This window comes from Pseudomonas sp. GW821-FHT07G06, assembly GCF_058986625.1.
Genome location: NZ_JBYSVW010000001.1, coordinates 738,992 through 763,374, shown reverse-complemented (window position 1 = coordinate 763,374; position 24,383 = coordinate 738,992). Strand labels below are relative to the sequence as shown.

The window sequence follows — 24,383 nt, the reverse complement described above, 5'->3', positions numbered from 1 at the left end:
CTACCAACTGAGCTACGCCCACCATATCGCGTTACTTGTGCCAAAGCTGCCTAATGGCGCACCCGGCAGGACTCGAACCTGCGACCATCCGCTTAGAAGGCGGATGCTCTATCCAGCTGAGCTACGGGCGCCTTGTTAGCTGTACCCTTGGAGGACTACAAACTAAGTGCTTTCCAGTCTTGCAGAATCGTAATCCCGCTCAACCTTCCTAACCAGTGCTAGGCTGTGCCCGACAAGTGCGACGAATAGTATAGAGCCACCCGAAAGTCGTCAAATCCTTTTTAAAAAAAATTCATTTAATTAAAGGAGTTAGGGGAATTTGCAGACCAAGCGCCTTTGCCCTCACCGCATGACATGCGAGAATGCGTTCTCTTTTTTTCCCCTCTCGATGGTTAATCACGCGCAATGACTGCACAACTAATCGACGGCAAATCGATCGCCGCCAGCCTGCGCCAGCAGATCGCCCAACGTGTCACCGAGCGTCGCCAGCAAGGCCTGCGCACGCCCGGCCTCGCGGTGATCCTGGTCGGTAGCGATCCTGCCTCTCAGGTTTATGTCTCGCACAAGCGTAAAGACTGTGAAGAGGTCGGCTTTCTGTCCCAAGCTTATGACCTGCCTTCCGAAACCACTCAAGAAGCGCTGACCGAGCTGATCGATCGCCTGAACGACGATCCCGCGATCGACGGCGTTCTGCTCCAGCTTCCGCTTCCCGAACACCTGGACGCCTCCAGACTGCTGGAGCGTATTCGTCCGGACAAAGACGTCGACGGTTTCCATCCTTATAACGTCGGTCGCCTGGCCCAGCGCATCCCGCTGCTGCGCCCATGCACCCCCAAAGGCATCATGACCCTGCTGGAAAGCACCGGGGTCGATCTTTACGGGATGAATGCCGTGGTCGTCGGTGCGTCCAACATCGTTGGCCGCCCGATGGCGATGGAGTTGCTGCTGGCCGGTTGCACCGTGACGGTCACCCACCGCTTTACCAAGGACCTGGCCGGTCATGTCGGCCGTGCGGACCTGGTCGTCGTCGCCGCCGGCAAGCCGGGCCTGGTCAAGGGCGAATGGATCAAGGAAGGCGCAATCGTGATCGATGTCGGCATCAACCGTCAGGACGACGGCAAGCTGGTCGGTGACGTGATCTATGAAACCGCCCTGCCCCGCGCCGGCTGGATCACTCCGGTACCGGGTGGCGTTGGCCCGATGACCCGTGCCTGCCTGCTGGAAAACACCCTGTACGCCGCCGAAACGCTGCACAGCTGAGTTTCACCGCAGACGCTGACAGCGAATCGAAGAACCCCGCCCTTGGCGGGGTTTTTTCTGCCTGCGAAACACACTCGACCACCCGACGGAAAATGACATTTTTTTCATGTTTCTCAGGACTTTCGCCTGTTGTTTGAACAACCATCGACAGTTATTCAGCCATACTCCAGAATGTCGCGCTTTTTACGAAATAGCCCGTTACAGAACGGCTTATCAACACTTTGCGAGTCTGCCAGCGTGAAAATCCGTCTTTCCATCCTGAGCCTATTTTTTGCAGTTACAGGGACTTTCCTCACGCCAATCGCCAGTGCTGACGAGACCACCGCAGCGCCGCGAGATACGAAGACACTCAAGCTCGCTTCCGGCAGCTCCCTGCTGCTGGACATGCAGACCAACAAAGTCATCTATGCCAGCAATCCTGACGTCGTCGTCCCCATCGCGTCCGTCAGCAAACTGATGACCGGCCTGGTCGTGGTCGAAGCCCGCCAGAACATGGATGAATACATCAACATCAACATCAGCGACACACCGGAAATGAAAGGCGTGTACTCCCGGGTCAAGCTCAAGAGCGAACTGCCGCGCCGGGAAATGCTGCTGATTGCCCTGATGTCATCCGAAAACCGAGCCGCTGCAAGCCTGGCCCACCACTATCCGGGCGGCTATGCCGCGTTCATCGCAGCCATGAACGCCAAGGCCCGGGCCTTGGGCATGACCAGCACGCATTTCGTCGAGCCGACCGGTCTCTCCCCGCGTAACGTGTCGACCGCTCGCGATTTGAGCAAACTGCTGATCGCCGCGCACAAGTACCCGTTGCTGACCGAGCTGAGCACGACCAAGGAAAAAACCGTCTCGTTCCGCAAACCCAACTACAGCCTGGGTTTCCGCAACACCGACCATTTGGTCCGCAAGCCGGACTGGGACATCCAGCTGACAAAAACCGGTTTCACCAACGAAGCAGGCCACTGCCTGGTGTTGGTGACCCGAATGAGTAACCGCCCGGTGGCCCTGGTGATCCTTGACGCCTATGGCAAGTACACCCATTTTGCCGATGCCACGCGCATGCGTAATTGGGTTGAGAGCGGAAAGAGCGCGGACGTGCCTTCCGTAGCCCTGCAGTACAAGGCAGACAAGAACCTCAAGCAGCGGCAGAGCGGCGTGGTTGAAGCGTCGCAGTAACCTTGCTGCAAACACATGAAAAAGCCCCGATCACTCGGGGCTTTTTTTTGGTACTTCGGAGCACAGATTACGAAATACCTGTAGGAGCTGCCGAAGGCTGCGATCTTTTGATCTTTTAAAAGCAAGATCAAAAGATCGCAGCCTTCGGCAGCTCCTACAGGTGAACCCGGTTGTTCAGTCGTTGGGCAGCGGCATCTGGTCGTCGTCCGGGATGCCGTCGCCGGTACTTGGATCCCTCCAACCCTTGGGCTTTTCAGTGGGTACCACCGTTGGCCGCGCCAGGGGATCCCTCAATGGGCTGTCTGGATCCATCACCGGGTCGGTGCTTTGCTCGAGGGTCGTGGGGACGGTTTCGGGACGTTTGTCGTCGAAACTGGAATCGGTAGACATACACACCTCCATTGGACCTAGGGTTTCAGGTCACCCAGTGGATCGTAGGGCTTGGCCGGAGCCTTGGGGTTGTCACCCGGCTTCACGTCCCTCGGTGCCTTGGCGGGCCCGATCGGGTCGACCTGAGGATCGGCAAGGTCCGGGGAATCGGGATCGAAACCCAGCTCATCACCAGAGGAATGTTCAGACGAGTGCGGACCGACGGGCGTTGTGGAATGAGCCATGGGTGCCTCCTGATCTCGGCCCGGAACAATGATCCGGACCCTTGAAGATCAGAGGCTGGCGGCGAGCGATGGTGCCCGCCGGGTGACCAACGGACTCAGTGTGCGGCCAAGGCCTTTTTCGCCTTGGCGGCAGCCTGCTCCTGACCGGCCTGAGCCAGATCGTTGGCAGCCTTGAGCCAGCGCTGCTGATCGACCTGCGACGGGATCTGCGTCGGATTCTGGATCAGCACGGCCCAGCCACCGGCGTCCTTGAATGCCGACTCGAAGGAACTGAAGCTCATCAATTCGCGGCGATCCATCCCCGCGCGCAACAGGACCGTCTGCTTCTGGCGGTTGTAGCCGGCCAGAATGGCGTAACGCGGTTCGGCCCACATCGCCGAGCCCTCGGTGAAGCGCACCATCACCGGATAACCGGCGGCGACCTGCGTCAACAAGGCCGCAAGATTGCTGTCGAGGGGATAAACCACCATCCCGTACTCGCGGGCCAGGTTCTGCATGTTCTGTTGCAACTGCGCTTCGCCCCCCGGCAAATGCAAGGGCTTTTCGAGCAAGCCTGGAGTAATCACGATGCCCTGCTGGGACAGCATGCTGGCCAGCACCTGCGGCCCGCTTTGATACGCATCGCCCCGGTAGAATCGGCCGCTGAGTTCGACTCGCTCCGGCAAACGCTTGATCTCGGGCGCAACACTCCCGGCGCATCCCGCCAGACTTGCCACGCAACCGGCCATCAGCATGGCCGACAAAATTCGAGAAAATACCCGCACCATCAGCTCTCTCTTGTTCAGGTTCAGACGCCAGGCAACCCCATTCCCGGCTCGGTCGTCGATCATAGGTCGCCGCGCTGCCAGGGTATAGCTTTAAACGGCAGACGAGTGCATTCGATAGAGCGAACTGGTTGGTGACTGCCGACTTTCGGTCAATAGTCTGAAATGCAGTAACGGCTAGACTGTGTTCTAAAGAGACGACAGCGAAGCGTGTGTGCCCGCAGCAGGGCAAAGAGGAGGCACAGATGAGCCTGACCATGATCATTGCGATGTTGATTTGCAGCTGGCTGGCGGTAGCGGCCGCCATGCTGTGGGGCGTGCTGCGCATCACTCGCCGCCACCATCACCCTCCCGTTCAACCTGAAAAACCCGCCAAGGCAACCCGCCATCACGCCAGCGCCCACTGACCTGCATTACAAACAAAAACGCCTGAACACATCACTGTAGGAGCTGCCGCAGGCTGCGATCTTTTGACTTTCATTTCCAGAAGATCAAAAGATCGCAGCCTGCGGCAGCTCCTACGGGGTGTTCAGGCGTTTCTTTTTAGCGGCGGTCAGGCTTCAGTGGCTACCCGCTTCTGCCGGGCCCGGCGGGACATCATGTTCAACACCTCGATCGAAGCCGAGAATGCCATGGCCGCATAGACGTAGCCTTTCGGTACATGGGCGCCAAAGCCTTCGGCAATCAGCGTCATGCCGATCATGATCAGGAAGCCCAGGGCCAGCATCACCACCGTCGGGTTGTCGTTGATGAACTTGGCCAACGGATCAGCGGCAAACAACATCACCAGCACCGACACCACCACCGCGATGATCATGATCGGCAAATGCTCGGTCATGCCGACAGCGGTAATGATGCTGTCGATGGAAAACACCATGTCCAGCATCAGGATCTGGCCGATCGCCGCGGCAAAGCCCAGGGTTACGGTGGATGTCTTCGACGTCGGATCATCCGGGGCAGGGTCCATGCTGTGATGGATCTCGGTGGTCGCCTTCCACAACAGGAACAGGCCACCGGCAATCAGGATCATGTCTTTCCAGGAAAACGCGTGGCCGAGAATCTCGATCACTGGAGCGGTCAACTGGACGATGAACGCGATGGTGCTCAGCAGGCCCAAACGCAGGATCAGCGCCATGCCGATACCGATGCGCCGCGCCTTCTGTCGGTGTTGCTCGGGCAGCTTGTTGGTCAGGATCGAAATGAAGATCAGGTTATCGATGCCGAGCACGATTTCCATCACCACCAGGGTGGCCAGGGCAACCCAGGCAGTGGGGCTGGCGGCAAGTTGTAAAAGATAGTCCATGGGTCAGTCCTGACTCGTTGTAATACGGTTTAGATTTCCTGGGAGGAAGATTCGGTTTTTTCCGATTCTTTTTCCGATGATTCTTTTTTGCTGATCAACCCGCCGGTGGCATCGCTGAGCGCCTGTTCGGCGGCCTTGTGGGTATCGTCAATTGCCTGTTTGGCGCTTTCGGCGGCCTTGCCCATCAACTGTTGCGCGCTTTTCTCGGCCTGGTCGCAACCGGCCAATACCAGTAAAGATGTGATCAACAGCGCCGTGGCTTTAATTTTCATGATGCTCCCTCGATAGAACGAACGGGACCGAAACGATGGCCCGTTGATAGCGATGCATTCTAGGGAAGCAAACACTTCAGGAAAATTCGTATTTTTGCGGTATATACTTCGATTTTTACGAATCCAGACTTCCTTGCCTTTATGTAGGAGCTGCCGAAGGCTGCGATCTTTTAAATCAAAAGATCGCAGCCTTCGGCAGCTCCTACAGGGACCGTACCTATGTTGAATTATCGACAACTGCATTATTTCTGGGTGGTGGCCAAGACCGGCAGCATCGTGCGCGCCTGCGAGCAGCTGAACCTCACGCCGCAAACCATCAGCGGGCAGATTTCATTGCTGGAACAGACTTTTGGCATCGAGTTGTTTCGGCGCGTCGGACGACAACTCGAACTGACCGAGGCCGGACGCCAGGCACTGCCCTACGCCGAACAAATGTTCCAGCTGGGTGGCGAACTGGAACTGATGCTGCGGGCACAACCCAATGAGCAGCAGATTCTGTTTCGTGTCGGCGTGGCCGACGTGGTGCCCAAGTCCATCGTCTATCGCCTGATCGCACCGACCATGGAGCTGAGCGAACCGCTGCGCATCACCTGCCGCGAAGACAAGCTTGAACGTTTGTTGGCCGACCTGGCGATCCAGCGCCTGGACCTGGTGATTTCCGACAGCCCGATGCCGTCGCACCTGGACATCAAAGGCTACAGCCAGAAACTCGGTGAGTGCGGGATCAGCTTCTTCGCCACCCCTGAGTTGGCGGCACGTTTCGGTCAGGACTTCCCGCGCAACCTGCACGGTGCGCCGCTGCTGATTCCTGGCCCGGAAACCGTGGTGCGCAGCCGTTTGCAGCGCTGGTTCGCCGAGCAGCAGATCCAGCCGCAGATTGTCGGCGAGTTCGACGACAGTGCCCTGATGCAGGCCTTCGGCCAATCTGGCAGCGGGATCTTCATCGGCCCGAGCGTGATTGCCGATGAAGTGCAACGCCAGTGTGGCGTGCAAGTGATCGGCCAGACCGACGCGGTGAGCGAGTCGTTCTATGCCATCTCGGTGGAGCGCAAGGTCAAGCACCCCGGCATTGTCGCCATTACCGAAGGTGCCCGACGCGAGCTGTTTACTGCGCTGTAACCGCCTCGCGCGGCTTGAACGTCATCAGGGCGATGGCCAGCAGGATCGAAGCCAGAATGAAAGCGGCGGCGGCAAAGCCAAGGCCTTGCAGGCCGACGCTGTCGATCACCCGGCCACCGATCATTGCGCCCAGGCCGATACCGAGGTTGGCCCCGGCGATGTTCAGCGACGCGGCAAATGCCGGCGCTTCGGGCGCGGCTTTCATCAGGCGCACATGGCTGACCAGGAACAACGCCGCCTGAGTCACGCCCCAGATGCCCATCGCCGCCGCCAGACCGAGCGGCGAATGGATGTTAGGTACCAGCGCCACCAGGCCGGCAATCATGAACGCGCAGAACATCATCGACGCCATCAGCGGATGTCGATCCACTGCCCGGCCGCCCAGGGAGTTGCCGATCAACCCGACCGCGCCGAAGCCCATCAGGCACCAGCCGACCACGGTGCCGTTGAAGCCGGCGAGACGCTCGAGGATGTCGGCCAGATAGGTATAGGCCGTGAACATGCCGCTGAACACGATCACCGACAACAACACATGACCGAGCATCAGCGGGCTGCGCAGGATCTTGAACTGCGACCGAAAGCTCACCTGATGCTGGTGCAGGTTGGTCCTGGGCAGATAGATAAACAGCAGCAACGCCTTGGCAAAGGCGATGACCGCCAGAATCGCAAAGGCACTGCGCCAGCCGAACGCATCGGAAATCAGCGTGCCCACCGGAATGCCGAACACCGTGGCGCAGACGATGCCGAAGCCGATCTTGGCAATGGCGCGACCGGCGTAATCCGGCCCGACGATGTCCACCGCCGTCTCGCTGGCCAGCGCCCAGAACACCGGCAGCCCCAGCGCCGGGATCAACCGGGCAAACGCCATCACCCAGATGTTCGGCGCCAGTGCCGCCAGGGTATTGGCCAGGCCAAACAGGATCAGTACCGAGATGAACAGCTTGCGCCGCTCGAAGCGAGCGAACCAGGCCGTCAGGAACGGACCGAACGCGGCCACGGTGAACGCGAACAAGGTCACCAGCAAACCGGCCTGCGGGATGCTGACCTCCAGGTCCCTGGCGATCGCCGGCAACAGGCCAACGATGATGAATTCCGTGGTCAGCACCGTGAAACCGGCGGCAGACAACAGAAGAATGGGCAACAACCGCATGCACAACTCCAGAAAACGACGACACCAGCGATAGCCCGAAGGCCCACTGGCAGACATGAAAATGAGGATGGCGAATCTTAACAGAGTGTTTTCAATCAGGGTTGCACGAACCTGCCGATCTCGTTGATTACCCGAGTGGCGGATCGTCACAGGTCTGAAGGATCGTACCTGCGCTGTGATAAAGTCCGCGCCCTGAAAAAGTACACCCTGTGGTCAATGCCGATTATTTAAGGGCAAAACCTGTGGGAGCGAGCTTGCTCGCGATAGCGATGGGTCAGTCAACATCAATGTTGAAGGTTATACCGTCATCGCGAGCAAGCTCGCTCCCACAAGAAAAGCGACGTTCAACACCTTAAAAGACATTGATCCCTGTGTTTCCTTCTCGGTTTCCTGCCTGCGGCCTGCCCTGTTTGTTGCCGCAAACCTGCGAAACCATGCATTAATAAAAAATCAGAGATGCTGTTTTATGACTGCTTCATCCCCTTCTCTATTGCACCGCCTTAAACGCTTGAGCCTGGTCACGCAGATCGTGATCGGCCTGATCGCCGGTATTGCCCTGGCCCTGTTTGCCCCCGACGTGGCGAAATCCACGGCGTTCATCGGCAAAGTGTTTGTCTCGGCGCTGAAAGCCGTCGCGCCGATTCTGGTGTTCGTGCTGGTCATGGCGTCGATTGCCAACCACAAGCACGGCCAGGAAACCCATATCCGGCCGATTCTGTTCCTGTATCTGCTGGGCACTTTCGCCGCCGCCGTGGTCGCGGTGGTTGCCAGCATGACGTTCCCGTCGAGCCTGGTGCTGTCGACCCAGGACGTCGCGGTCACAGCGCCTGGCGGGATTGGCGAAGTGCTGCAAAGCCTGTTGCTGAGCGTGGTCGACAATCCGGTCAGCGCGCTGATGAACGCCAATTTCATCGGCATTCTGGCGTGGGCCATCGGCATGGGCATCGCCATTCGTCATGCCGGCGACACCACCCGCGAAGTGCTGGGCGACCTGTCCAACGGCGTGACCGTGATCGTGCGCCTGGTGATCAGCTTCGCCCCGCTGGGGATCTTTGGCCTGGTGGCCTCGACCCTGGCCACCTCCGGTTTCGGCGCCTTGATCGGCTATGCGCACCTGCTGGCCGTGCTGCTGGGCTGCATGCTGTTCGTGGCCCTGGTGATGAACCCGATCATTGTCTTCTGGAAACTGCGCCGCAATCCGTACCCACTGGTGCTGACCTGCCTGCGTGAAAGCGGCATCACCGCATTCTTCACCCGCAGTTCGGCGGCGAACATTCCGGTCAACCTGGAACTGAGCAAGCGCCTGGGCCTGCACGAAGACACCTACTCGGTATCGATCCCGCTGGGCGCGACCATCAACATGGCGGGTGCCGCGATCACCATCACCGTGCTGACCCTGGCGGCGGTGCACACCCTCGGTATCACCGTGGACATTCCGACCGCGATCCTGCTGAGCGTGGTCGCGGCGATCTGCGCCTGTGGCGCTTCGGGTGTGGCCGGTGGTTCGCTGTTGCTGATTCCGCTGGCGTGCAGCCTGTTCGGCATCCCGAGCGAAATCGCCATGCAGGTGGTGGCGGTCGGTTTCATCATCGGCGTGTTGCAGGACTCGGCGGAAACCGCACTGAACTCGTCTACCGATGTGCTGTTCACGGCGGCGGCTTGCCTGGGTGAAGAGCGCCTGGCCTGAAAATCAAAAGATCGCAGCCTGCGGCAGCTCCTACATCGGAACGGTGTACGCTCTGTAGGAGCTGCCGCAGGCTGCGATCTTTTGACGTAAAACAAAGCCCGCCAAGGCGCAAACCCTGGCGGGCTTTTTTGTACCCGGGCGGTTTAGAACGCGCCCATGTAGTCGCGCTTGCCCACTTCCACGCCGTTGTGGCGCAGCAGTGCGTAAGTGGTGGTGACGTGGAAGAAGAACTGCGGCAGGCCGTAGGTCAGCAGGTAGGCTTGGCCACTGAAGCGCTTCTCTTTAGGCGTGCCCGGACGGGTGACGATCTCGATGCCTTCCTTGCCGTTGATCTGCTCCGGCGTGAACTCGCCGATGTAGGCCAAAACCTTGGCGATCAGTGCCTGCAGTTCGGCGAAAGTGGTTTCGGTGTCGTCGTACTTCGGCACTTCAACTTCAGCCAGACGAGAAGAAACGCCCTTGGCGAAATCAACGGCGATCTGCACCTGGCGCACCAGCGGGAACATGTCCGGGAACAGACGCGCTTGCAGGAAGGCGTTAGGGTCGATGTTTTTTTCGGTGGCGTGAGCCTCGGCCTTTTTCAGTACATCGCTCAGGGCGTTGAGCATTTGCTGGAAAACAGGCACGGAAGCGTCGTACAGGGAAATGGTCATGGCAGGTCTCGTATGGAGGAACGTGGGTCATGTGCATCTGTAGGAGCGAGCCTGCTCGCGATGGACGTTAACGAAAACGCGTCCTGTCTGGATGAACGCGTTGCGCCGAAGTCCATCGCGAGCAGGCTCGCTCCTACAGGTGATCAGCATCAGGGGCCGATTATAGCCGCGTGCCGCCCTCCCGAGACCGGTCTTTTTCAGCTGCCGTACACTTTGGCCGCCGGGACCGCTTGTGTCAGCAGTTGCGCGACGGCATCGCCCATCTCGCCAACCGCCCAGCGGCCCTGGCGATCCAGTTGCGGGCCACGGCGCCAGCCATCGGCGATCGACAACTTGCCGCCCTCGACTTCAAACATCTGCCCGGTCACCTCGGCGGACGCCTCGGAACCCAGCCACACCACCAACGGCGCGACGTTTTCCGGGGCGAAGTAATCGAAGCCCTCTTCAGGCTTTTTCATGGTGTCGGCGAACACCTGCTCGGTCATCCCGGTCCGCGCAGCCGGTGCCAGGGCGTTGGCGGTGATCCCGTAGCGGCGCAGTTCAGCCGCCTGCACCAGCGTCAACGAGGCAATACCGCCCTTGGCCGCCGCGTAGTTGGACTGGCCAATGGCCCCCTGCAAACCGGCGCCGGAACTGGTGTTGATGATCCGCGCATCGACCCTGGCACCGCCCTTGGCCTGCTCACGCCAGTACTTAACGGCGTGGCTGGAAATGCAGAAGTGGCCCTTGAGGTGCACGGCCACCACGGCGTCCCAGTCGGATTCGCTGAGGCTGGCGAACATGCGGTCGCGGCAGATGCCGGCGTTGTTGACCACCACGTTCAGGTCGCCAAAGGTTTCGATGGCCTGGCGCACGATCAGCCCTGCCGAATCGTAGCGGGTGATGTCGTCGCTGTTGGCCACGGCACTGCCGCCCTGGCCGAGGATTTCGCCGACCACGGCCAGGGCCGCTTCGCGGTTGATGTCGTTGACCACCACTTTCGCGCCTTCGGCAGCGAACGCCATCGCGTACGCCCGGCCCAGACCACCGCCGGCACCGGTGATGATCACGACGCGGTTTTCACAGATTTTCATGTTGCTGCTCCACTCAAATTCTTTACTGGTCGACACATATCCCTGTGGGAGCGAGCCTGCTCGCGAAGAGGCCATCAGCTTCAACATCAATGTTGACTGACACACCGCTTTCGCGAGCAGGCTCGCTCCCACAGGATCGGTGTACATCCTGGTTTTACAAACGTTCGATGATGGTCACATTGGCCTGCCCACCGCCTTCGCACATGGTCTGCATACCAAAGCGTCCTCCGCTGCGCTCCAGCTCATGCAGCAGGCTGCACATCAAACGGGTGCCGGTGGCGCCCAGCGGATGGCCGAGGGCAATCGCACCACCGTTGACGTTGGTCTGTTCGTGCGGATAACCGGTCTCTTTCAACCAGGCCATGGCCACCGACGCGAAAGCCTCGTTGATCTCCACCCGGTCGATGTCTTCCAGTTTCATCCCCGCACGCTTGAGCGCGTAGGCGGTGGCCGGGATCGGCGCGGTGAGCATCCAGATCGGATCTTCGGCGCGCACGCTCAAGTGATGGATGCGTGCCCGTGGCGTCAGGCCGTAACGCTTGAGCGCCGCTTCGGAGACGATCAGCATCGCGCTGGCCGCGTCGCAGGTCTGGCTCGACACTGCGGCGGTGACCCGGTCGCAGCCGAACAGGAATTCCAGCTCGGCCATTTTTTCCAGGCTGGTCTGGCGCGGCGTTTCGTCGTGCAGCACGCCGGCCAACGGCACGATCTCGCGATTGAAGCGCCCTTGCTCGATGGCCTGCAGGGCCCGTCGATGGGACTCCAGCGAATAGGCTTCGAGCTGCGCCCGGGACAGGTCCCATTTTTCCGCGATCATCTGCGCCGAACGGAACTGCGTCGGTGGTTGCGCGCCGTAGCGCCGCACCCAGCCTTCGGAGCCGCTGAACGGATCGGTGAAGCCCAAGGGCTCGGCAGCGATCATCGCCGAGGAAATCGGGATCTGGGTCATGGTCTGCACGCCACCGGCGATGACCACGTCCTGGGTGCCGCTCATCACCGCCTGGGCGGCAAAGTGCACCGCTTGCTGGGACGAACCGCACTGGCGATCGATGGTGGTGCCCGGCACCGATTGCGACAGGCCGGCCGCCAGCCAACTGGTGCGGGCGATGTCCCCGGCCAGCGGGCCGATGGTGTCGACACAGCCGAAGATCACGTCGTCGTAATCCTCATCGGGAATGTCATTGCGCTCGACCAGTGCGCGCAATACATGCGCGCCCAGGTCGGCGGCGTGAATCTGGCTCAGACCACCCTTGCGCCGCCCGGTGGGGGTGCGCAGGGCGTCGACGATATAGGCTTCAGGCATGATCTACCTCGGTGAAAAAATTGAATTCAGGCGCCGATAACCTGTGGGAGCGAGCCTGCTCGCGAATGCGTCAGTTCAGTCGACAAAAATGTTGAATGTGCTGCCGCCTTCGCGAGCAGGCTCGCTCCCACAGGGGGGGGGGGCGTCACCCTTACTGACTGGTTAAAACGTACTGCCCGCACCCAGCGCCGGGTTGCCTTCGAACAACGCCGCGCGAATCCGCCCTTTGTGACGGCCGCGATCGCCCCAGACCTTGTCCAGCGCCCAGGCGCGTTTCATGAACAGATGCAGGTCGACTTCCCAGGTGTAACCCATGGCGCCGTGGGCCTGGATGGTGTTCTTCGCCGCGAGCATGGCCGCTTCCGCCGTTGCCAGCTTGGCGTGGGAAACCAGCACGTCCTGCCCCGGTTGCTGCTCGGCCAGCGCATAAGCGGCGCGGTACAACGGGCCTTTGGCGAACTCGATCTGCACCGCGACGTTGGCCATCAAATGCTTGACCGCCTGGAACGAGCCGACCGGCTTGCCGAACTGCTTGCGCTCGAAGGTATAGTCCACCGCCAGGTCGACCATGCGTTTGGCCAGCCCCAGCAATTGCGCGGCGCTGGCGAGGGCGCCACGGTTGAAGGCAGATGCCCACAAGCGCCGTCCTTGTTCGCCGCTGGCCACGCAAGTAGCGGGAGTCGGCGTCCATTCGACCTGGAACAGTTGACGGCTCGGGTCGACCGACTCGTTGCGGGTCAGGCACACGGCATCGCGCTCCAGCGCATGCACTTCATCGCCATGGGCCAGCAACAGCAGGTCGGCAACATGGGCATCGCTGACCAGCGGGTTACCCGGTTCGGAAACGGCCAGGCGTGCACTGCCCTCGGCGACCCGCGCCAACCAGTATTGCTTGAGTGCCGCCTGTTGCTCATCGAGGGCGGCGAGCATCGGCACGCCGACCAGCATGGTGTCCACCAGTGGTTCTGGCAGACCGGCGTAACCGCATTCCTGGGCAATCAGCACGAAATCCAATTCATTCATGCCCATGCCGTCCTGCGCCTCGGGCACGGTCAGCGCGGTCAGGCCCAGCTCCACCAGTTGCGCCCAGAGTCGCTCACTGCGCCCGCTGTCGCTCTGCCAAAGTTCGCGAATGCGCTCCGGGGTGACTTCGTTGATCAGGAAGCTGCGGACGTTGTCCTGAAACAGCAATTGGTCGCGGCTGAAACTAAAGTCCATGGTCTATTCCTCAGGCACGCGGCATGCCGAGCATGCGTTCGGCAATGATGTTGCGCTGGATCTCGTTGGTGCCGGCGTAGATCGGCCCGGCCTGGGCAAACAGGAAACCTTCCAGCCAATGGCCGACGTCACCGGCGGCCGGGGCTTGCGGCAGCAGCTCGCCACGCAGGCCAAGAATGCTCATGGCGGTGTCGTGCATGCGCTGGTCGAGTTCGGACCAGAAAATCTTGTTGGTCGACGACTCCGGCCCGATCTTGCCGCCCTGCACCAGTTGCGAGGCGGTCATGTAGGTGCTCAGGGTGTAGGCCTCGGCATCGAGCCAGGCGCGCATCACCGCCTCACCGATGGCCGGGTCGCGGTCGGCCTGCTCGCGGTTGGCCAGGTACAGCTGCACCAGACGCTTGGCGGTTTCCTGGAAACGCGCCGGCGAACGCAAAAGCAAACCGCGCTCGAAACCGGCGGTGGACATCGCCACGTGCCAGCCCATGCCTTCGCCGCCGAGGGCGTTTTCCACCGGTACCTTGACGTCGTCGAAGAAGATCTCGGCAAAGCCCGGCAAGCCATTGAGCTGCGGAATCGGCCGCACGGTGATGCCCGGCGTATTCAGCGGAAGCAGGATGAAGGTCAGGCCGTGATGGCGTTGGGACTGTGGATCGGTACGGAAAATACCGAACACCCAATCGGCCCACACGGCGCGGGTCGACCAGGTCTTCTGGCCATTGATCACATAATGGTCGCCCACCCGTTCCGCCTTGGAGCGGATCGCCGCCATGTCGGAACCGGCACCCGGCTCGGACCAGGCCTGGGCCCAGATGTCCTCGCCGGTGGCCATGCGCGGCAGGAACCGCGCTTTCTGCTCTTCGCTGCCGTACTCCATCAGGGTCGGGCCAAGCAGGAAGATACCGTTCTGGTTGACCCGTGCCGGCGCCCCGGAACGGTAGTATTCCTCTTCGAAAATCAGCCACTCGATCAAGTCGCAGCCGCGCCCGCCGAGCTCGGTCGGCCAGGTGACCATGCCCCAACGGCCTTCGTTGAGTTTGGCTTCCCACGCGCGGTGCTCGGCAAAGCCCTGTTCGGTGTCGAACGATTGCAGCGGTTCACTCGGTACATTGGCCGCCAGCCAGGTTCGCGCCTCGGCACGAAAGGCCTGCTGGGCCGGGGTATAGGTCAGGTCCATGGATATGCCTTCAGCCGTTGAATCGGGCATCGCGTTTCTCGACGAACGAGTCGCGTGCTTCCTGAGAGTCCAGTGAGCGATAGGCTTCGAGGGTGAAGCCCTGCTCCCAGCGGTATTTGTCTTCCAGATTGCCGTCTTCGATGCCGGTCAGCGCTTCCTTGGCCAGGCTGATCATGCCCGGGCTCTTGGCGGCGATGGTGCGGGCGATCTGCAACGCGGCTTCGCGCAAGTCTTCGCGCTTGACCACCTGCTCCACGGCGCCCAGACGGTAAGCCTCGGCGGCGTCGATCGGCTCGCCGGTGAAGTACATGTGGCGGACTTTCTGCACCGGAAACAGCCGCTGCAAATGCGCGCCACCGCCCATGGCCCCGCGATCCACTTCCGGCACGCCGAAGGTGGCACACTCGGACGCGACGATGATGTCGGCGGCGCCGCAGATACCGATGCCGCCGCCCAGCACAAAGCCGTGCACGGCAACGATCACCGGTTTCGGGTTGCGGTGAATGGCCTTGAAGCTGTCGTAGTTGCCTTTGTTCACCGCGACGATCAGGTTGCCGTCGGCCGCCAGTTCCTTGATATCGACCCCGGCACAGAAGCCGCGACCTTCGGCGCGAATCACGATCACCCGCACGTCGTTGTTGCGGCCCAGGCCCTCGATCTCGCTGGCGATGTCGACCCAACCCTGGTTGTTGAAGGCGTTGACCGGCGGCCGGTTGAACACCAGTTCGGCAATGCCGTTATCGATGCTGACACTAAATGGTTTCATGTCTTTTCCCCTTACGACACACGGCGGCACAGTTCGCCCAGGCGCGCGTCGGCGTCGCGGACGATCTGTTCAATCAATTGGGCGCAGCTGGGCAAGCTGTCGATGGATGCGGCGATCTGTCCGGCAGGCAACACACCCGCAGCCGGCTGCCCGTCGACCATGGCTTTCTGGATCACCATCGGCGCGTTGGCGGCCATGATGCTTTGCGCGGCGGTCAGCTCTCCGGCACCGCGCATTTTCAGGGCACTGCCGAGCAGTTGCGTCAGGCTCATACCCGTGTGGCGGCGGTAGGCCAGACCACTCTGAAAGGCCAGCAACAGGCGCTTGAGACCGCCGCTGTTTTCCAGCTGGTTGAGCAATTCGTTGCGGATCATCCGTTGCGGCATGCCGTCGATGGCGCGGCTGATGATGATCGCCGCCGGGTCCTTGACCGCCAGGTAACGGGCCAACGTTGCTTGCGGCACCGGGCTATCGGCGCACATCAGAAAACGCGTGCCCATGGCGATGCCTTCGGCACCGTAGGCCAATGCAGAAACCAGCCCCTTACCGTCCTTGAAGCCGCCCGCCGCCACCACCGGCACTGAGACTGCGTTGACCACTTGATCGAGCAGCATCAAGGTCGGCACGGAACCGGTGTGCCCACCGCCCTCGCCGCCCTGTACCGTCACCGCATCGGCGCCCATTTCTACGGCTTTCTGCGCATGCTTGAGCGCGCCGACCGTGGGAATGCACACCACGCCGGCATCTTTCAGGCGGCTGATCATTTGCTTGCCCGGCGAACGGCTGTAGCTGACCGCACGGACTTTGTGGCGCAACACCAGCTCGACGATCTCGCCGGCATTGGCCTGGTACATGTGGAAGTTCACGCCGAACGGCTGATCGGTCAGGCGTCGGGTTTCGAGGATCGCCGCTTCCATCTGCTGCGGTTCGATGGTGGCCCCGGCGAGAAAACCGAAACCACCGGCATTGCCCGTGGCCGCCACCAGCTTCGGATCGGCAACCCAGCCCATGGCCGTCTGGATGATCGGGTAGCGGCAACCGAGCAGTTCGGTCAGGCGGGTATTCAACGAAATCGCCATGCTCACGCCTCGCCCGGTTTGCGCTGGGAACTGGCCATGGCCTTGGCGTCGTAGCCGCCGAGGCGGTCACCGGACACCAGTTCGTTGTGGGCGTGGGCGAAGTGATGCAGGCCGAACACCATGTCCATGGTCGCGCGCTTGCCCATCAGGTCTTCGGCGTTGTTCACCGCTTGCTTGCTCAGTTGCAGGCCCAGGCGCGGCATCTGGGCAATGCGCCCGGCGATGTCGAGGGTCTGTTGTTCCAGCTCGTCGCGAGCAACCACCCGATTGAGCATGCCCATCTGAAAGGCACGCGGTGCCGGCATGCGCTCGCCGAGGAACAGGAATTCCTTGGCGATGCGCGGGTTCAATTCATGCACATGGGCGAAATACTCGACCCCGGGAATGCCCATGCGCACCACCGGATCGGCAAAATAGGCATCCTCGCTGGCGACGATCAGGTCGCAGACCCAGGCCAGCATCAGCCCACCGGCAATGCACGCGCCCTGGACCATGGCGATGGTCGGCTTGGGCATCTCGCGCCAGCGCCGGCACATGCCCAGATAGACTTCCTGCTCCCGGGCATAGAGAAACTCGCCGCCCGGTTTGTTGGTGTGGTCGTACCAAAGGCTCGCCCGATCGAACGTCTTGTCGACGTCGCGCCCCGGCGTGCCGATGTCATGCCCGGCGGAGAAATGCTTGCCGGCGCCGCGCAACACGATGACCTTCACTTCATCGTCATCGCAGGCCCGGCGAAACGCCGCGTCCAGCGCATAAGTCATCTGCGAGTTCTGTGCGTTGTGGTACTCGGGGCGGTTCATGGTGACGATTGCCACCGCCTCGCGCACTTCGTACAGGACCACGTCGGCCTCGTTCTTGTCGTTATGTTCAGCCATCACTTGTCTCCGAAAACGCGGGCGCTCAGCGCTGGCCTGGCGGGTTGTCTTTAAGCTGCAGGGCGCGCAGGTTGTGCGGGTCCAGACGCTGGATCAGTTGCAATTGCTCGACGGTCGGGGCCACGGTGGTCGGGCAATCGTCCGGCACGTGCAACTCGAACCCGGTGTTGTCCTGGACCTGCGCCGCCGTCACGCCGGGGTGCAGCGAACGGATGCGCATCTGCCGTTGCGGGCCCAGGAAATCCAGGACGCAGAGGTCGGTGATGATCAGGCGGATGTCGATGTCGTCCAGCTTCCAGCCCCGCGCCAAGCGGGCCGGGTTGTAGCCGACCGAGGCGACCATATCGACCTCGCCTTCGACGAACACCCGACGGTTGTGGCTCGGCACGCAAAACGAATTGGCGTGGCTGATCGAGTTGCCGGGGAAACCGCGCACACCGAGCATCTGCGCCTTGGGCTTGGCGTAGTCGCCGATGCAGGAAATGTTCGCCTGGCCAAAGCGGTCGATCTGGGTCGGGCCGACCAGTGCATGGCGCTTGCCGCCCCAGACGTTGTCGAAAATCCGCGCGAAACCCATCCAGCTGTCGCGCTTGGGCTCATAGCCCTTGCGTGCGCCCAAAGGCACCGGTTCGGCGACCATGTAGGCTTCGGAGTCGGTCATCAGCAGTTGCGGGTTGCTGCTGAGCATGGCCAAGGATGCCGCCAGGCGCGGGATCACGCCGATGCCGGTGGCCAACACTTCGCCGTCTTCGCGCCAGGCTTCGGAGGCGGCGCAGATCATCAGCTCGGCGAGGCTGTAAGTGGTAGTGCTCATCGGAAGGCTCCCTTAGAAAATCGGCAACGGCAGTTCACGGATCGCAGCCAGGCCGCCAACCTTGTCCAGGTACTGTTCGTGGGTGCAGTCGACGTAGTCGCGCACGTAACCTTCCCAGCCATCGGCGGCCTGCACCGTGGCGTTGTAGGCCTTGAAGTGCGCGACGTCGAAACCGTACAGCGGAGCGCAAGACGACGGGTGCGCCCCGCCCGGCACGTGGGCCACGGCGGTGGTCAGGTTGCGCTCCCAGAACACTTGATGGGCGTGGGCGCTGTCCTGGTGGAAATAGTCGCTGTCGACCAGTTCATCGCAAGTCACATAGCTGTGGGTCGCGGCCCGCACGAACAGGTCGTCCATGTAGTGATCCGGGCCGCTGATCTGGCACACACCGCGTTTGTCGGCACGGTCGACATGCAGCAGCGCCGCGTCGAGCTTGAGCGCCGGCATCGCCACCCAGTCCTTGCCATCGGCGTAGGGCGAGGCGATCAACTTGATCTGGCGGTTGTGGCGCAGGACGTCGGTGCCCAGGCCCACGGCGGTCGGAATGAACGGCACATTCATCGCCGCCGCCCGCAAGCCGAGCAGCAGCATGCCTTCGTCGATCTCCATCACTTCCAGCGCCGCTTCCTGGCGCGCCTTGCGGAAGTACGGCTCCAGCGGAATGAAATCCAGGGAAACGAAGGCGAACACCAGTTTCCTGATCTTGCCGGCCGCGCAGAGCATGCCGACATCGGCCCCGCCGTAGGCAACCACCGTCAGGTCCTTGAGGTCCGAGCGCAGAATTTCGCGCACCAGCGCCATCGGCTTGCGGCGCGGGCCCCAGCCACCGATACCGATGGTCATGCCGTCACGCAGTTGGCCGACAATCTCGGCGGTGGTCATTTGCTTGTCCATCGTCTTGTTCCTCATTGGCGACCGACACTGAAGTCGTGGCCCCAGTGGCTGACCACGGTGCTTTCGAACGGCGTGTGGCGGTCCCAGTCGACCACCAGGCCGTCGCAGCCGTACTCCAGGTCAAACCCGGACGGGGTCTTGATGTAGAAAGAAATCATCTGGTCGTTGGTGTGCTGGCCGAGGGTGGCCGACAGCTTCACGCCGTTGGCGTGGACGCGATCGAGGGCACGACCGACTTCGTCCAGCGCGTTGACCTCGACCATCATGTGCACGCAGCCATGGGGCATCGGGCACTCGAAAATCGCCAGCGAGTGGTGGCGGCCGTTGTTGCAGTGCAGGAAGTGGATGCGCTTTTGCGGCTCGGCCGGGTCCGGGGTGAAGCGGACTTTCATCAGGTCCGACAGGCCAAAGCCCATCACCTGTTCGTAGAAGTCGCGGCAGCGTTCGAAGGCCGGCGCCGGCAATACCACGTGGCCCATGCCGAGGTCGTTGGTGACAAAACCTTTGACGCCCACCGGCGAAACGAAGCGAGCGAAGTCCTGCAGCGGGCCCCAGAAAATTTCGTGGCGATTGCCATCCGGATCGCTGAAGTGCACCAGTTCCTGAACTTTACGCAGCTCGGCCTCTGCCGCTGTGCCGCGGGTCACTTGCACGTCAGCCTGCTGCAGTTCGCAGACCGCCTGCTCCAGCGCCGCCTTGCCGGCCACTTCCCAGCCGCAGGCACCGAAGCCGTTCTCGGCACTGTTCTGCACCAGCACGCGGTAATGACGCTCGTCCATTTTCAGGTACAACAGCTCATCGTCGCCGCTGACCATCATGCCCAGCACCTGGCTTGCGTAGTGGCGCCATTGCGCCAGGTCGCTGGATAACAGGGTGACGTAACCCAGACCGCGGATATCCATGGATGCACTCCTCGTTTTACTCAGGCGGTGCCGCCCTTCGGCTGGTGCCGGGGGAGACTTTATGTACGGCCTATTCAAACGGGTTCGGAGAGGGGCAACATCGTCCAATGGGACTAGCGGATTTGATGGCGCGGAACATGAAAAACCTGTGGGAGCGAGCTTGCTCCGGGCGGCGTTCCGACGATGGCGGCGTGACAGTCAACAGAGCTGTTGGATGACAGGGCCTCATCGCGAGCAAGCTCGCTCCCACAGGGGTAAGTGATGTTGCGGGTTTATGTAGGCGGATCGATTTGATCCAGCACACGGTTCGCGGTGATCTCGGCGAGCATCACGCTATTGGAAATGCCAAGCAGTGCATTACGGTCTCCGCCCTCCAGATGATCCACCAGTTGATGCACCATCACATCCACCGAGGCCAACGTCTCGACCAGATAGACCACCAGGGTTTCGGTCGTGGCCTCGGGGTCGACGCTGAACAGCGTGCTGATGGTTCGAGGGGTGGCTTTGATGTCGGCGGTCGAGGGGAAGTGGTAAGCGAGGGCTCGCTCGGCGGCTTCGTTGAGTTTTTTTGAATCGGGTTCGGATGGGGATGCCGGATCGGTGTCCGGGGGATTTGGTGAAGGTTTGATCATGATTCGGTCTCCAGAAATTGGAGCCGTCACCCAATTGCGACCAAACAAGGGGGTGGCAGCTGTACGCAGGTTAGTCGACCGGGGAGACACGAAACCGGCGCGCCCGAGAGCGCCCTGCGCACAGCTACCATCAAGTGCAGACATGAAATGACCTGACTTTTTGGAACGCATGCACGCTTCGTGTAACCGCGGGCGACTAAACCCGATCACTGATGGGCAGTGACGCGAATCAAGTTACCGAGCGGCCCCAAGGCGCACAAGCCGGCGGATTCTGGCGTACCTGTAGGCAACGACGCAAGGCGATGTAGCTTTCAAGAAGTGATTCCGACAGGCATTAAACACCCCTCAGAAACACCCTGTAGGAGCTGCCGCAGGCTGCGATCTTTTGGCGGAGTTGGAGTGGCTGAAGATCAAGATCAAAAGATCGCAGCCTGCGGCAGCTCCTACAGAGGTGTGGTGGCTGTGGGATGAGTGCAGGCTAAAAAAACGGGCCAGAAATGGCCCGTTTGAGGAAAATGCGATTGCGTTCGCTGTCGAGGTAAATCCTACGCGCTAAAGACGCTGCGCATTTGCGCTGTGGTTACTGGGTAGATTTGGCTTCTCGCACTTTCTTTTGTTCTGCCAGGGCTATTTCCTTGAAATCATAGGTCGGAAAGAATTCTGTCCGGTAACTTCCCCACGCGGTGTTTTCGAGTGCGAGGTTGACCGCGGCGAGACGCGAGGCAGGCAGGCGTAGAACAATGACCTGTCCTATCCCCATGGTTATATTCCAGCTGACAACCTCCACCCCAGCCGGAGGGAACACCTTGTAAAAATCCTGTTTGGCGAGTTGCTCTTTCAACTCTCCCAATGGGCGCGATTGATCGTGCTTCAAGAAAACAGTCAGCATGAGTGCATTATCTGGCGTGGCGATAGCGTCTTTTGCGGCCGAAGGCGGTGTCGGCTGTGCATGGGCGCCAGCCGAGTATATTCCGGCCAGTAGTAACGTAGACATCAATAGCGTTCTGAATCTCATACTCATGTTGCACCTTTTATTTTCGGGTTTTTATGGATGCTACTTTAGAGTGGCGTCTTTTAACGCGGACGCCTTGAAGTATCGAAATAACTACTTAATAAATGACTGCCGAAAGGCATTTAGTGCGACATCGAGGTCTTTAAAGGTCCTCTGTAGGGCGCATGGACCACATAGATCCGGACAGGCGCGTTGGTTTCTACCATGTCGCGAGGGACCTCTCGTGAATAGGTGAACTCTTCGTCATTCAACTTTTCCAGTCTTCTGACCACCGTTCTGACCGTTCCTTTATCGGGCACCAGGATATGCGTTGTTTTGTCACCGGTGACTAGGAAGTAACCGCCGCCGCCATTGTCATATTTTGATTGACCGGTGTCGGTATAAAAAAATTCATAGCGATTACGTCCGGGATCCCACATGGATATTCCAACAACACCCGGATATTTTTCCTTGACGTCTACCTCCGGGGCTCCCTCTATATAAACCTTGGTTGTCAACCATTGAGGAGATGTGGCCAATGCCTGAATATCAGTCTTATCCTCCATCTGCTTTCCTTGGCTGACAAGTGGACTGAGTAGTCCAGCGAGGAGCAGGCCTTTAAACATTGCGTGGTATTTTCGCATGGAATAATTCCTTGCCGAGTTTAGTGGTGACGTTTGTTTGTTGTTTTTGCTCTCGCAAAAAAAACCACTACGACCAGCTGATGAAATATAGGAGCGATATCAGCCATTCACAATACCAGGTATATATTTGCAACAATTGCAGCAGTAATGACATTCAATAAATGCCAACAAAATAATGGACGCTTGAACCTCTTCGTCAAGACTCGGAAATCCCTGTAGGAATTATCGCTGGTCGCGATTTTTTAATCTTGATCTTCTCGGAATCGATGGAAAATAAAGATTAAAAGATCGCAAACCGCGGCAGCTCCTGGCGTTGCGTTGTGCAGGTGGTGATATTTGGTCCAGCACCCGGTTCGCCGTGATCTCCGCCAGCATCACGCCATTTGAAATACCCAGCAAAACATTGCGTGAACTGCCCTCCAAATGGTCCACCCCCTGTAGGAGCTGCCGAAGGCTGCGATCTTTTGGCAAAGTTGGAGTGGCCGAAGATCAAAAGATCGCAGCCTGCGGCAGCTCCTACAGAGGTGTGGTGGCTGTGGGATTGGTGCAGGCATAAAAAAACGGGCCTTGGGGACCCGTTGGAAAGGTGACCTGACGTCCGTGCCAGGCCTGTAACACAAGCGATCAATTTCCTTGTGCTACTTCCTGTGGCGAGGGGGCTTGCCCCCGTTGGACTACGAAGTAGTCCCACGACCGGGCGACTCGGAATGTCTGAAATACCGTGCAGCCACGTTTTGCGACCGCTTCGCGGCCGAACGGGGGCAAGCCCCCTCGCCACAGGTTCGGTCCGAATGGAGAACATTCGTTAACCGGCTAGCTTCGTCCGGACATCAGCCCTTACGAAAATGGGGGATCACCTTCTCGCCAATATTCTTCAAGGTTTCCAGCTGCGCCCACTGCGGCACGGTGCCCATCTGGCAGATGAACAAAATTTCGTCGGCGCCGGCGTCGATCAGGCGCTGCACGTAGCCGATGCAATCCTCGACGGTGCCGTAGGCGTGGTTCGGGTTCATCATCGCCATGGTCGGGTCGGAGAAGTCAACGCTGACTTCTTCGGAGGCGAAGCGCGACTTGATCACGCTCTGGCCGTTGCCGTCGACGAAGGTGTCGTCCTTCCACTTCTCCGGATCCGGACGCTCGCCACCGCCGTACCAGTAACCCAGGGATTCCATGAAGTAACGCTGGCCACGGATACCGATGCGGCGCGCTTCTTCGTTGTCGTCCAGCACGATGGCCGGGCACAGCGCGGCGATGTGCCGGTTAGGACGGAAGCCCACTTGCTTCTTCTCATCGCGGTTGTCGTAGGCCGTGTGATACACCTCGACCTTCTTGGCGATTTCTTCCGGGCCACCGAAGCCCAGCACCAGCGCGCCCATGCCACGACCACCGGCATTCTTCAGCGACTCGGTGTTGGTGCACGCCAGGTACATCGGCGGGTGCGGATCCTGATAAGGCTTTGGATGGATCGGACGCTTGGGGATCTGCACGAAGTCGCCGTTGTGCTCGATCTCGTCCTGCACGAACATTTTCGGGATCAGGTACATCATCTCGTCGATCTGCGGCTGCAAGGTCGCCAGGTCGTAGCCGAAGGTGCCGGCTTCCTGCTGGGTGCCGCCCTTGCCGACGCCGAAGTGCACACGCCCCTTGGACAACAGGTCGAGGGTAGCGATGCGCTCGGCGACCTTCACCGGGTGGTTCATCGCCGGAGGCAGGCAGACCACGCCGTGGCCGATGCCGATGCGCTCGGTTTTACCGGCCACGAAAGCCAGCATGGTTTCCGGCGCGGACATGTGAGAGTAGTTGCTCAGCGCGGTGTGCTCTACGCACCAGAAGGTGTCGAAGCCGAGCTTGTCGGCGAGCACAGCCTGCTCGACCGTGTCTTCGAAAATCTTGCGGTCGCCTTCGCGGCTGGAGTCCACCGTCTGGGCTTCGTAAATCAGGGAAAATTTCATGGTTGATCCTTGTGCTTATTTGGATGCGCAGTCGGCGCCGTAGACCTTCGCCTTACCGCCAATGC

Annotated in this window: 26 protein-coding genes, 2 tRNA genes and 1 pseudogene (1 of these 29 cut by a window edge); 5 read left to right on the top strand and 24 right to left on the bottom strand. The window is 60.4% G+C overall.

Features of this window, described 5'->3' with window-relative positions:
* A tRNA-His gene (locus AC3WJW_RS03485) sits at nucleotides 1-22 on the bottom strand; it reaches 154 nt to the left of the window's first position.
* A 32-nt stretch (nucleotides 23-54) separates the two neighbouring features.
* Nucleotides 55-131, bottom strand: a tRNA-Arg gene (locus AC3WJW_RS03480).
* A gap of 274 nt (nucleotides 132-405) precedes the next feature.
* Between AC3WJW_RS03480 and folD the strand changes: the two genes are divergently transcribed.
* Together folD and pbpG are read left to right on the top strand one after the other, a co-directional pair.
* A complete protein-coding gene (gene folD / locus AC3WJW_RS03475) occupies nucleotides 406-1,260 on the top strand; it encodes a bifunctional methylenetetrahydrofolate dehydrogenase/methenyltetrahydrofolate cyclohydrolase FolD (protein WP_008001570.1) in 855 nt (284 codons plus the stop codon).
* A 237-nt stretch (nucleotides 1,261-1,497) separates the two neighbouring features.
* Nucleotides 1,498-2,436 carry a D-alanyl-D-alanine endopeptidase gene (pbpG, locus tag AC3WJW_RS03470; RefSeq protein ID WP_493725127.1) on the top strand — a complete coding sequence of 313 codons (939 nt, stop codon included), beginning with the start codon at nucleotides 1,498-1,500 and terminating at the stop codon, nucleotides 2,434-2,436.
* A gap of 174 nt (nucleotides 2,437-2,610) precedes the next feature.
* Here pbpG and AC3WJW_RS03465 read toward each other — a convergent pair whose 3' ends face one another.
* From AC3WJW_RS03465 to AC3WJW_RS03455, 3 genes are all read right to left on the bottom strand, one after another.
* A complete protein-coding gene (locus AC3WJW_RS03465; RefSeq protein ID WP_493725126.1) occupies nucleotides 2,611-2,826 on the bottom strand; it encodes a hypothetical protein in 216 nt (71 codons plus the stop codon).
* Between the two features lie 17 nt (nucleotides 2,827-2,843).
* On the bottom strand, nucleotides 2,844-3,050 hold the full coding sequence (locus tag AC3WJW_RS03460; protein WP_015094297.1) for a DUF6021 family protein: 207 nt from the start codon (nucleotides 3,048-3,050) through the stop codon (nucleotides 2,844-2,846).
* A 95-nt stretch (nucleotides 3,051-3,145) separates the two neighbouring features.
* Nucleotides 3,146-3,880, bottom strand: coding sequence for a C39 family peptidase (locus AC3WJW_RS03455; RefSeq protein ID WP_493725125.1), 735 nt, complete (start codon nucleotides 3,878-3,880; stop codon nucleotides 3,146-3,148).
* A gap of 179 nt (nucleotides 3,881-4,059) precedes the next feature.
* Here AC3WJW_RS03455 and AC3WJW_RS03450 point away from each other — a divergent pair, with 179 nt between their 5' ends.
* Nucleotides 4,060-4,221, top strand: coding sequence for a hypothetical protein (locus tag AC3WJW_RS03450; protein WP_493725124.1), 162 nt, complete (start codon nucleotides 4,060-4,062; stop codon nucleotides 4,219-4,221).
* Nucleotides 4,222-4,367: 146 nt separating this feature from the next.
* Here AC3WJW_RS03450 and AC3WJW_RS03445 read toward each other — a convergent pair whose 3' ends face one another.
* Both AC3WJW_RS03445 and AC3WJW_RS03440 read right to left on the bottom strand, forming a co-directional pair.
* A complete protein-coding gene (locus AC3WJW_RS03445) occupies nucleotides 4,368-5,117 on the bottom strand; it encodes a TerC family protein (RefSeq protein WP_493725123.1) in 750 nt (249 codons plus the stop codon).
* Nucleotides 5,118-5,146: 29 nt separating this feature from the next.
* Nucleotides 5,147-5,389, bottom strand: a complete 243-nt coding sequence (locus tag AC3WJW_RS03440; RefSeq protein WP_102702184.1) for a hypothetical protein — start codon at nucleotides 5,387-5,389, stop codon at nucleotides 5,147-5,149.
* A gap of 219 nt (nucleotides 5,390-5,608) precedes the next feature.
* Here AC3WJW_RS03440 and nhaR point away from each other — a divergent pair, with 219 nt between their 5' ends.
* Complete coding sequence (gene nhaR, locus AC3WJW_RS03435; protein WP_493725122.1) at nucleotides 5,609-6,508, top strand: transcriptional activator NhaR; 900 nt, start codon at nucleotides 5,609-5,611, stop codon at nucleotides 6,506-6,508.
* Here the strand turns inward: nhaR and AC3WJW_RS03430 are convergent.
* Nucleotides 6,495-7,658 (bottom strand): MFS transporter, encoded by a 1,164-nt coding sequence (locus AC3WJW_RS03430; protein ID WP_493725121.1) that lies wholly within the window; start codon nucleotides 7,656-7,658, stop codon nucleotides 6,495-6,497. The genes nhaR and AC3WJW_RS03430 overlap by 14 nt on opposite strands.
* A 466-nt stretch (nucleotides 7,659-8,124) precedes the next feature.
* On the opposite strand from AC3WJW_RS03430, the gene sstT reads away from it, so the two are divergent.
* Nucleotides 8,125-9,345: a serine/threonine transporter SstT gene (gene sstT, locus AC3WJW_RS03425; RefSeq protein WP_493725120.1), complete on the top strand. Its 1,221-nt coding sequence runs from the start codon at nucleotides 8,125-8,127 to the stop codon at nucleotides 9,343-9,345.
* A gap of 143 nt (nucleotides 9,346-9,488) precedes the next feature.
* On the opposite strand, the gene AC3WJW_RS03420 is transcribed toward sstT, so the two are convergent.
* The 16 genes and pseudogenes from AC3WJW_RS03420 to AC3WJW_RS03345 all read right to left on the bottom strand — a co-directional run bounded on the left by AC3WJW_RS03420 (nucleotide 9,489) and on the right by AC3WJW_RS03345 (nucleotide 24,318).
* Complete coding sequence (locus AC3WJW_RS03420; protein WP_116581274.1) at nucleotides 9,489-9,998, bottom strand: DUF1993 domain-containing protein; 510 nt, start codon at nucleotides 9,996-9,998, stop codon at nucleotides 9,489-9,491.
* Nucleotides 9,999-10,195: 197 nt separating this feature from the next.
* Nucleotides 10,196-11,071 carry an SDR family oxidoreductase gene (locus AC3WJW_RS03415; protein ID WP_493725119.1) on the bottom strand — a complete coding sequence of 292 codons (876 nt, stop codon included), beginning with the start codon at nucleotides 11,069-11,071 and terminating at the stop codon, nucleotides 10,196-10,198.
* A 154-nt stretch (nucleotides 11,072-11,225) separates the two neighbouring features.
* Complete coding sequence (locus AC3WJW_RS03410) at nucleotides 11,226-12,374, bottom strand: acetyl-CoA C-acetyltransferase (protein WP_103395398.1); 1,149 nt, start codon at nucleotides 12,372-12,374, stop codon at nucleotides 11,226-11,228.
* A 162-nt stretch (nucleotides 12,375-12,536) separates the two neighbouring features.
* Nucleotides 12,537-13,592: an acyl-CoA dehydrogenase family protein gene (locus tag AC3WJW_RS03405; RefSeq protein WP_493725118.1), complete on the bottom strand. Its 1,056-nt coding sequence runs from the start codon at nucleotides 13,590-13,592 to the stop codon at nucleotides 12,537-12,539.
* A gap of 10 nt (nucleotides 13,593-13,602) precedes the next feature.
* Entirely contained in the window at nucleotides 13,603-14,769 is a 1,167-nt protein-coding gene (locus AC3WJW_RS03400; protein ID WP_493725146.1) for an acyl-CoA dehydrogenase family protein, read from the bottom strand.
* A gap of 10 nt (nucleotides 14,770-14,779) precedes the next feature.
* Nucleotides 14,780-15,535, bottom strand: a complete 756-nt coding sequence (locus AC3WJW_RS03395; protein ID WP_493725117.1) for an enoyl-CoA hydratase family protein — start codon at nucleotides 15,533-15,535, stop codon at nucleotides 14,780-14,782.
* A gap of 11 nt (nucleotides 15,536-15,546) precedes the next feature.
* Entirely contained in the window at nucleotides 15,547-16,614 is a 1,068-nt protein-coding gene (locus AC3WJW_RS03390) for an NAD(P)H-dependent flavin oxidoreductase (RefSeq protein WP_493725116.1), read from the bottom strand.
* Between the two features lie 2 nt (nucleotides 16,615-16,616).
* Nucleotides 16,617-17,489 (bottom strand): enoyl-CoA hydratase, encoded by an 873-nt coding sequence (locus AC3WJW_RS03385; protein ID WP_493725115.1) that lies wholly within the window; start codon nucleotides 17,487-17,489, stop codon nucleotides 16,617-16,619.
* Between the two features lie 25 nt (nucleotides 17,490-17,514).
* Nucleotides 17,515-18,303: a CoA-transferase subunit beta gene (locus AC3WJW_RS03380; RefSeq protein ID WP_493725114.1), complete on the bottom strand. Its 789-nt coding sequence runs from the start codon at nucleotides 18,301-18,303 to the stop codon at nucleotides 17,515-17,517.
* A 12-nt stretch (nucleotides 18,304-18,315) separates the two neighbouring features.
* Nucleotides 18,316-19,197: a CoA transferase subunit A gene (locus AC3WJW_RS03375; protein ID WP_493725113.1), complete on the bottom strand. Its 882-nt coding sequence runs from the start codon at nucleotides 19,195-19,197 to the stop codon at nucleotides 18,316-18,318.
* An 11-nt stretch (nucleotides 19,198-19,208) separates the two neighbouring features.
* Complete coding sequence (locus tag AC3WJW_RS03370) at nucleotides 19,209-20,099, bottom strand: VOC family protein (RefSeq protein ID WP_493725112.1); 891 nt, start codon at nucleotides 20,097-20,099, stop codon at nucleotides 19,209-19,211.
* A 272-nt stretch (nucleotides 20,100-20,371) separates the two neighbouring features.
* Entirely contained in the window at nucleotides 20,372-20,731 is a 360-nt protein-coding gene (locus tag AC3WJW_RS03365) for a DUF6124 family protein (protein WP_493725111.1), read from the bottom strand.
* Between the two features lie 580 nt (nucleotides 20,732-21,311).
* The gene (locus AC3WJW_RS03360; RefSeq protein ID WP_493725110.1) at nucleotides 21,312-21,752 is read right to left on the bottom strand and encodes a hypothetical protein; all 441 of its coding nucleotides are present in this window, start codon (nucleotides 21,750-21,752) and stop codon (nucleotides 21,312-21,314) included.
* 113 nt (nucleotides 21,753-21,865) lie between these two features.
* Complete coding sequence (locus tag AC3WJW_RS03355) at nucleotides 21,866-22,366, bottom strand: DUF4822 domain-containing protein (RefSeq protein ID WP_493725109.1); 501 nt, start codon at nucleotides 22,364-22,366, stop codon at nucleotides 21,866-21,868.
* A gap of 324 nt (nucleotides 22,367-22,690) precedes the next feature.
* Nucleotides 22,691-22,804: pseudogene (locus tag AC3WJW_RS03350) on the bottom strand (DUF6124 family protein); the annotation flags it as partial.
* A 392-nt stretch (nucleotides 22,805-23,196) separates the two neighbouring features.
* On the bottom strand, nucleotides 23,197-24,318 hold the full coding sequence (locus AC3WJW_RS03345; RefSeq protein ID WP_116581264.1) for an LLM class flavin-dependent oxidoreductase: 1,122 nt from the start codon (nucleotides 24,316-24,318) through the stop codon (nucleotides 23,197-23,199).
* Nucleotides 24,319-24,383 lie beyond the last annotated feature (65 nt).

Bases quoted from the DNA above. Each gene is read 5' to 3' on its own strand.
- sstT (WP_493725120.1), top strand. From the start codon at position 8,125: ATGACTGCTTCATCCCCTTCTCTATTGCACCGCCTTAAACGCTTGAGC.
- nhaR (WP_493725122.1), top strand. From the start codon at position 5,609: ATGTTGAATTATCGACAACTGCATTATTTCTGGGTGGTGGCCAAGACC.
- AC3WJW_RS03360 (WP_493725110.1), bottom strand. From the start codon at position 21,752: ATGAGTATGAGATTCAGAACGCTATTGATGTCTACGTTACTACTGGCC.
- AC3WJW_RS03450 (WP_493725124.1), top strand. From the start codon at position 4,060: ATGAGCCTGACCATGATCATTGCGATGTTGATTTGCAGCTGGCTGGCG.
- AC3WJW_RS03420 (WP_116581274.1), bottom strand. From the start codon at position 9,998: ATGACCATTTCCCTGTACGACGCTTCCGTGCCTGTTTTCCAGCAAATG.
- AC3WJW_RS03410 (WP_103395398.1), bottom strand. From the start codon at position 12,374: ATGCCTGAAGCCTATATCGTCGACGCCCTGCGCACCCCCACCGGGCGG.
- AC3WJW_RS03375 (WP_493725113.1), bottom strand. From the start codon at position 19,197: ATGGACAAGCAAATGACCACCGCCGAGATTGTCGGCCAACTGCGTGAC.
- AC3WJW_RS03355 (WP_493725109.1), bottom strand. From the start codon at position 22,366: ATGCGAAAATACCACGCAATGTTTAAAGGCCTGCTCCTCGCTGGACTA.
- AC3WJW_RS03395 (WP_493725117.1), bottom strand. From the start codon at position 15,535: ATGAAACCATTTAGTGTCAGCATCGATAACGGCATTGCCGAACTGGTG.
- AC3WJW_RS03415 (WP_493725119.1), bottom strand. From the start codon at position 11,071: ATGAAAATCTGTGAAAACCGCGTCGTGATCATCACCGGTGCCGGCGGT.
- AC3WJW_RS03405 (WP_493725118.1), bottom strand. From the start codon at position 13,592: ATGGACTTTAGTTTCAGCCGCGACCAATTGCTGTTTCAGGACAACGTC.
- AC3WJW_RS03400 (WP_493725146.1), bottom strand. From the start codon at position 14,769: ATGGACCTGACCTATACCCCGGCCCAGCAGGCCTTTCGTGCCGAGGCG.
- AC3WJW_RS03460 (WP_015094297.1), bottom strand. From the start codon at position 3,050: ATGGCTCATTCCACAACGCCCGTCGGTCCGCACTCGTCTGAACATTCC.
- AC3WJW_RS03380 (WP_493725114.1), bottom strand. From the start codon at position 18,303: ATGAGCACTACCACTTACAGCCTCGCCGAGCTGATGATCTGCGCCGCC.
- AC3WJW_RS03455 (WP_493725125.1), bottom strand. From the start codon at position 3,880: ATGATCGACGACCGAGCCGGGAATGGGGTTGCCTGGCGTCTGAACCTG.
- AC3WJW_RS03365 (WP_493725111.1), bottom strand. From the start codon at position 20,731: ATGATCAAACCTTCACCAAATCCCCCGGACACCGATCCGGCATCCCCA.
- AC3WJW_RS03440 (WP_102702184.1), bottom strand. From the start codon at position 5,389: ATGAAAATTAAAGCCACGGCGCTGTTGATCACATCTTTACTGGTATTG.
- AC3WJW_RS03430 (WP_493725121.1), bottom strand. From the start codon at position 7,658: ATGCGGTTGTTGCCCATTCTTCTGTTGTCTGCCGCCGGTTTCACGGTG.
- folD (WP_008001570.1), top strand. From the start codon at position 406: ATGACTGCACAACTAATCGACGGCAAATCGATCGCCGCCAGCCTGCGC.
- AC3WJW_RS03390 (WP_493725116.1), bottom strand. From the start codon at position 16,614: ATGGCGATTTCGTTGAATACCCGCCTGACCGAACTGCTCGGTTGCCGC.
- AC3WJW_RS03445 (WP_493725123.1), bottom strand. From the start codon at position 5,117: ATGGACTATCTTTTACAACTTGCCGCCAGCCCCACTGCCTGGGTTGCC.
- AC3WJW_RS03385 (WP_493725115.1), bottom strand. From the start codon at position 17,489: ATGGCTGAACATAACGACAAGAACGAGGCCGACGTGGTCCTGTACGAA.
- AC3WJW_RS03465 (WP_493725126.1), bottom strand. From the start codon at position 2,826: ATGTCTACCGATTCCAGTTTCGACGACAAACGTCCCGAAACCGTCCCC.
- AC3WJW_RS03370 (WP_493725112.1), bottom strand. From the start codon at position 20,099: ATGGATATCCGCGGTCTGGGTTACGTCACCCTGTTATCCAGCGACCTG.
- AC3WJW_RS03345 (WP_116581264.1), bottom strand. From the start codon at position 24,318: ATGAAATTTTCCCTGATTTACGAAGCCCAGACGGTGGACTCCAGCCGC.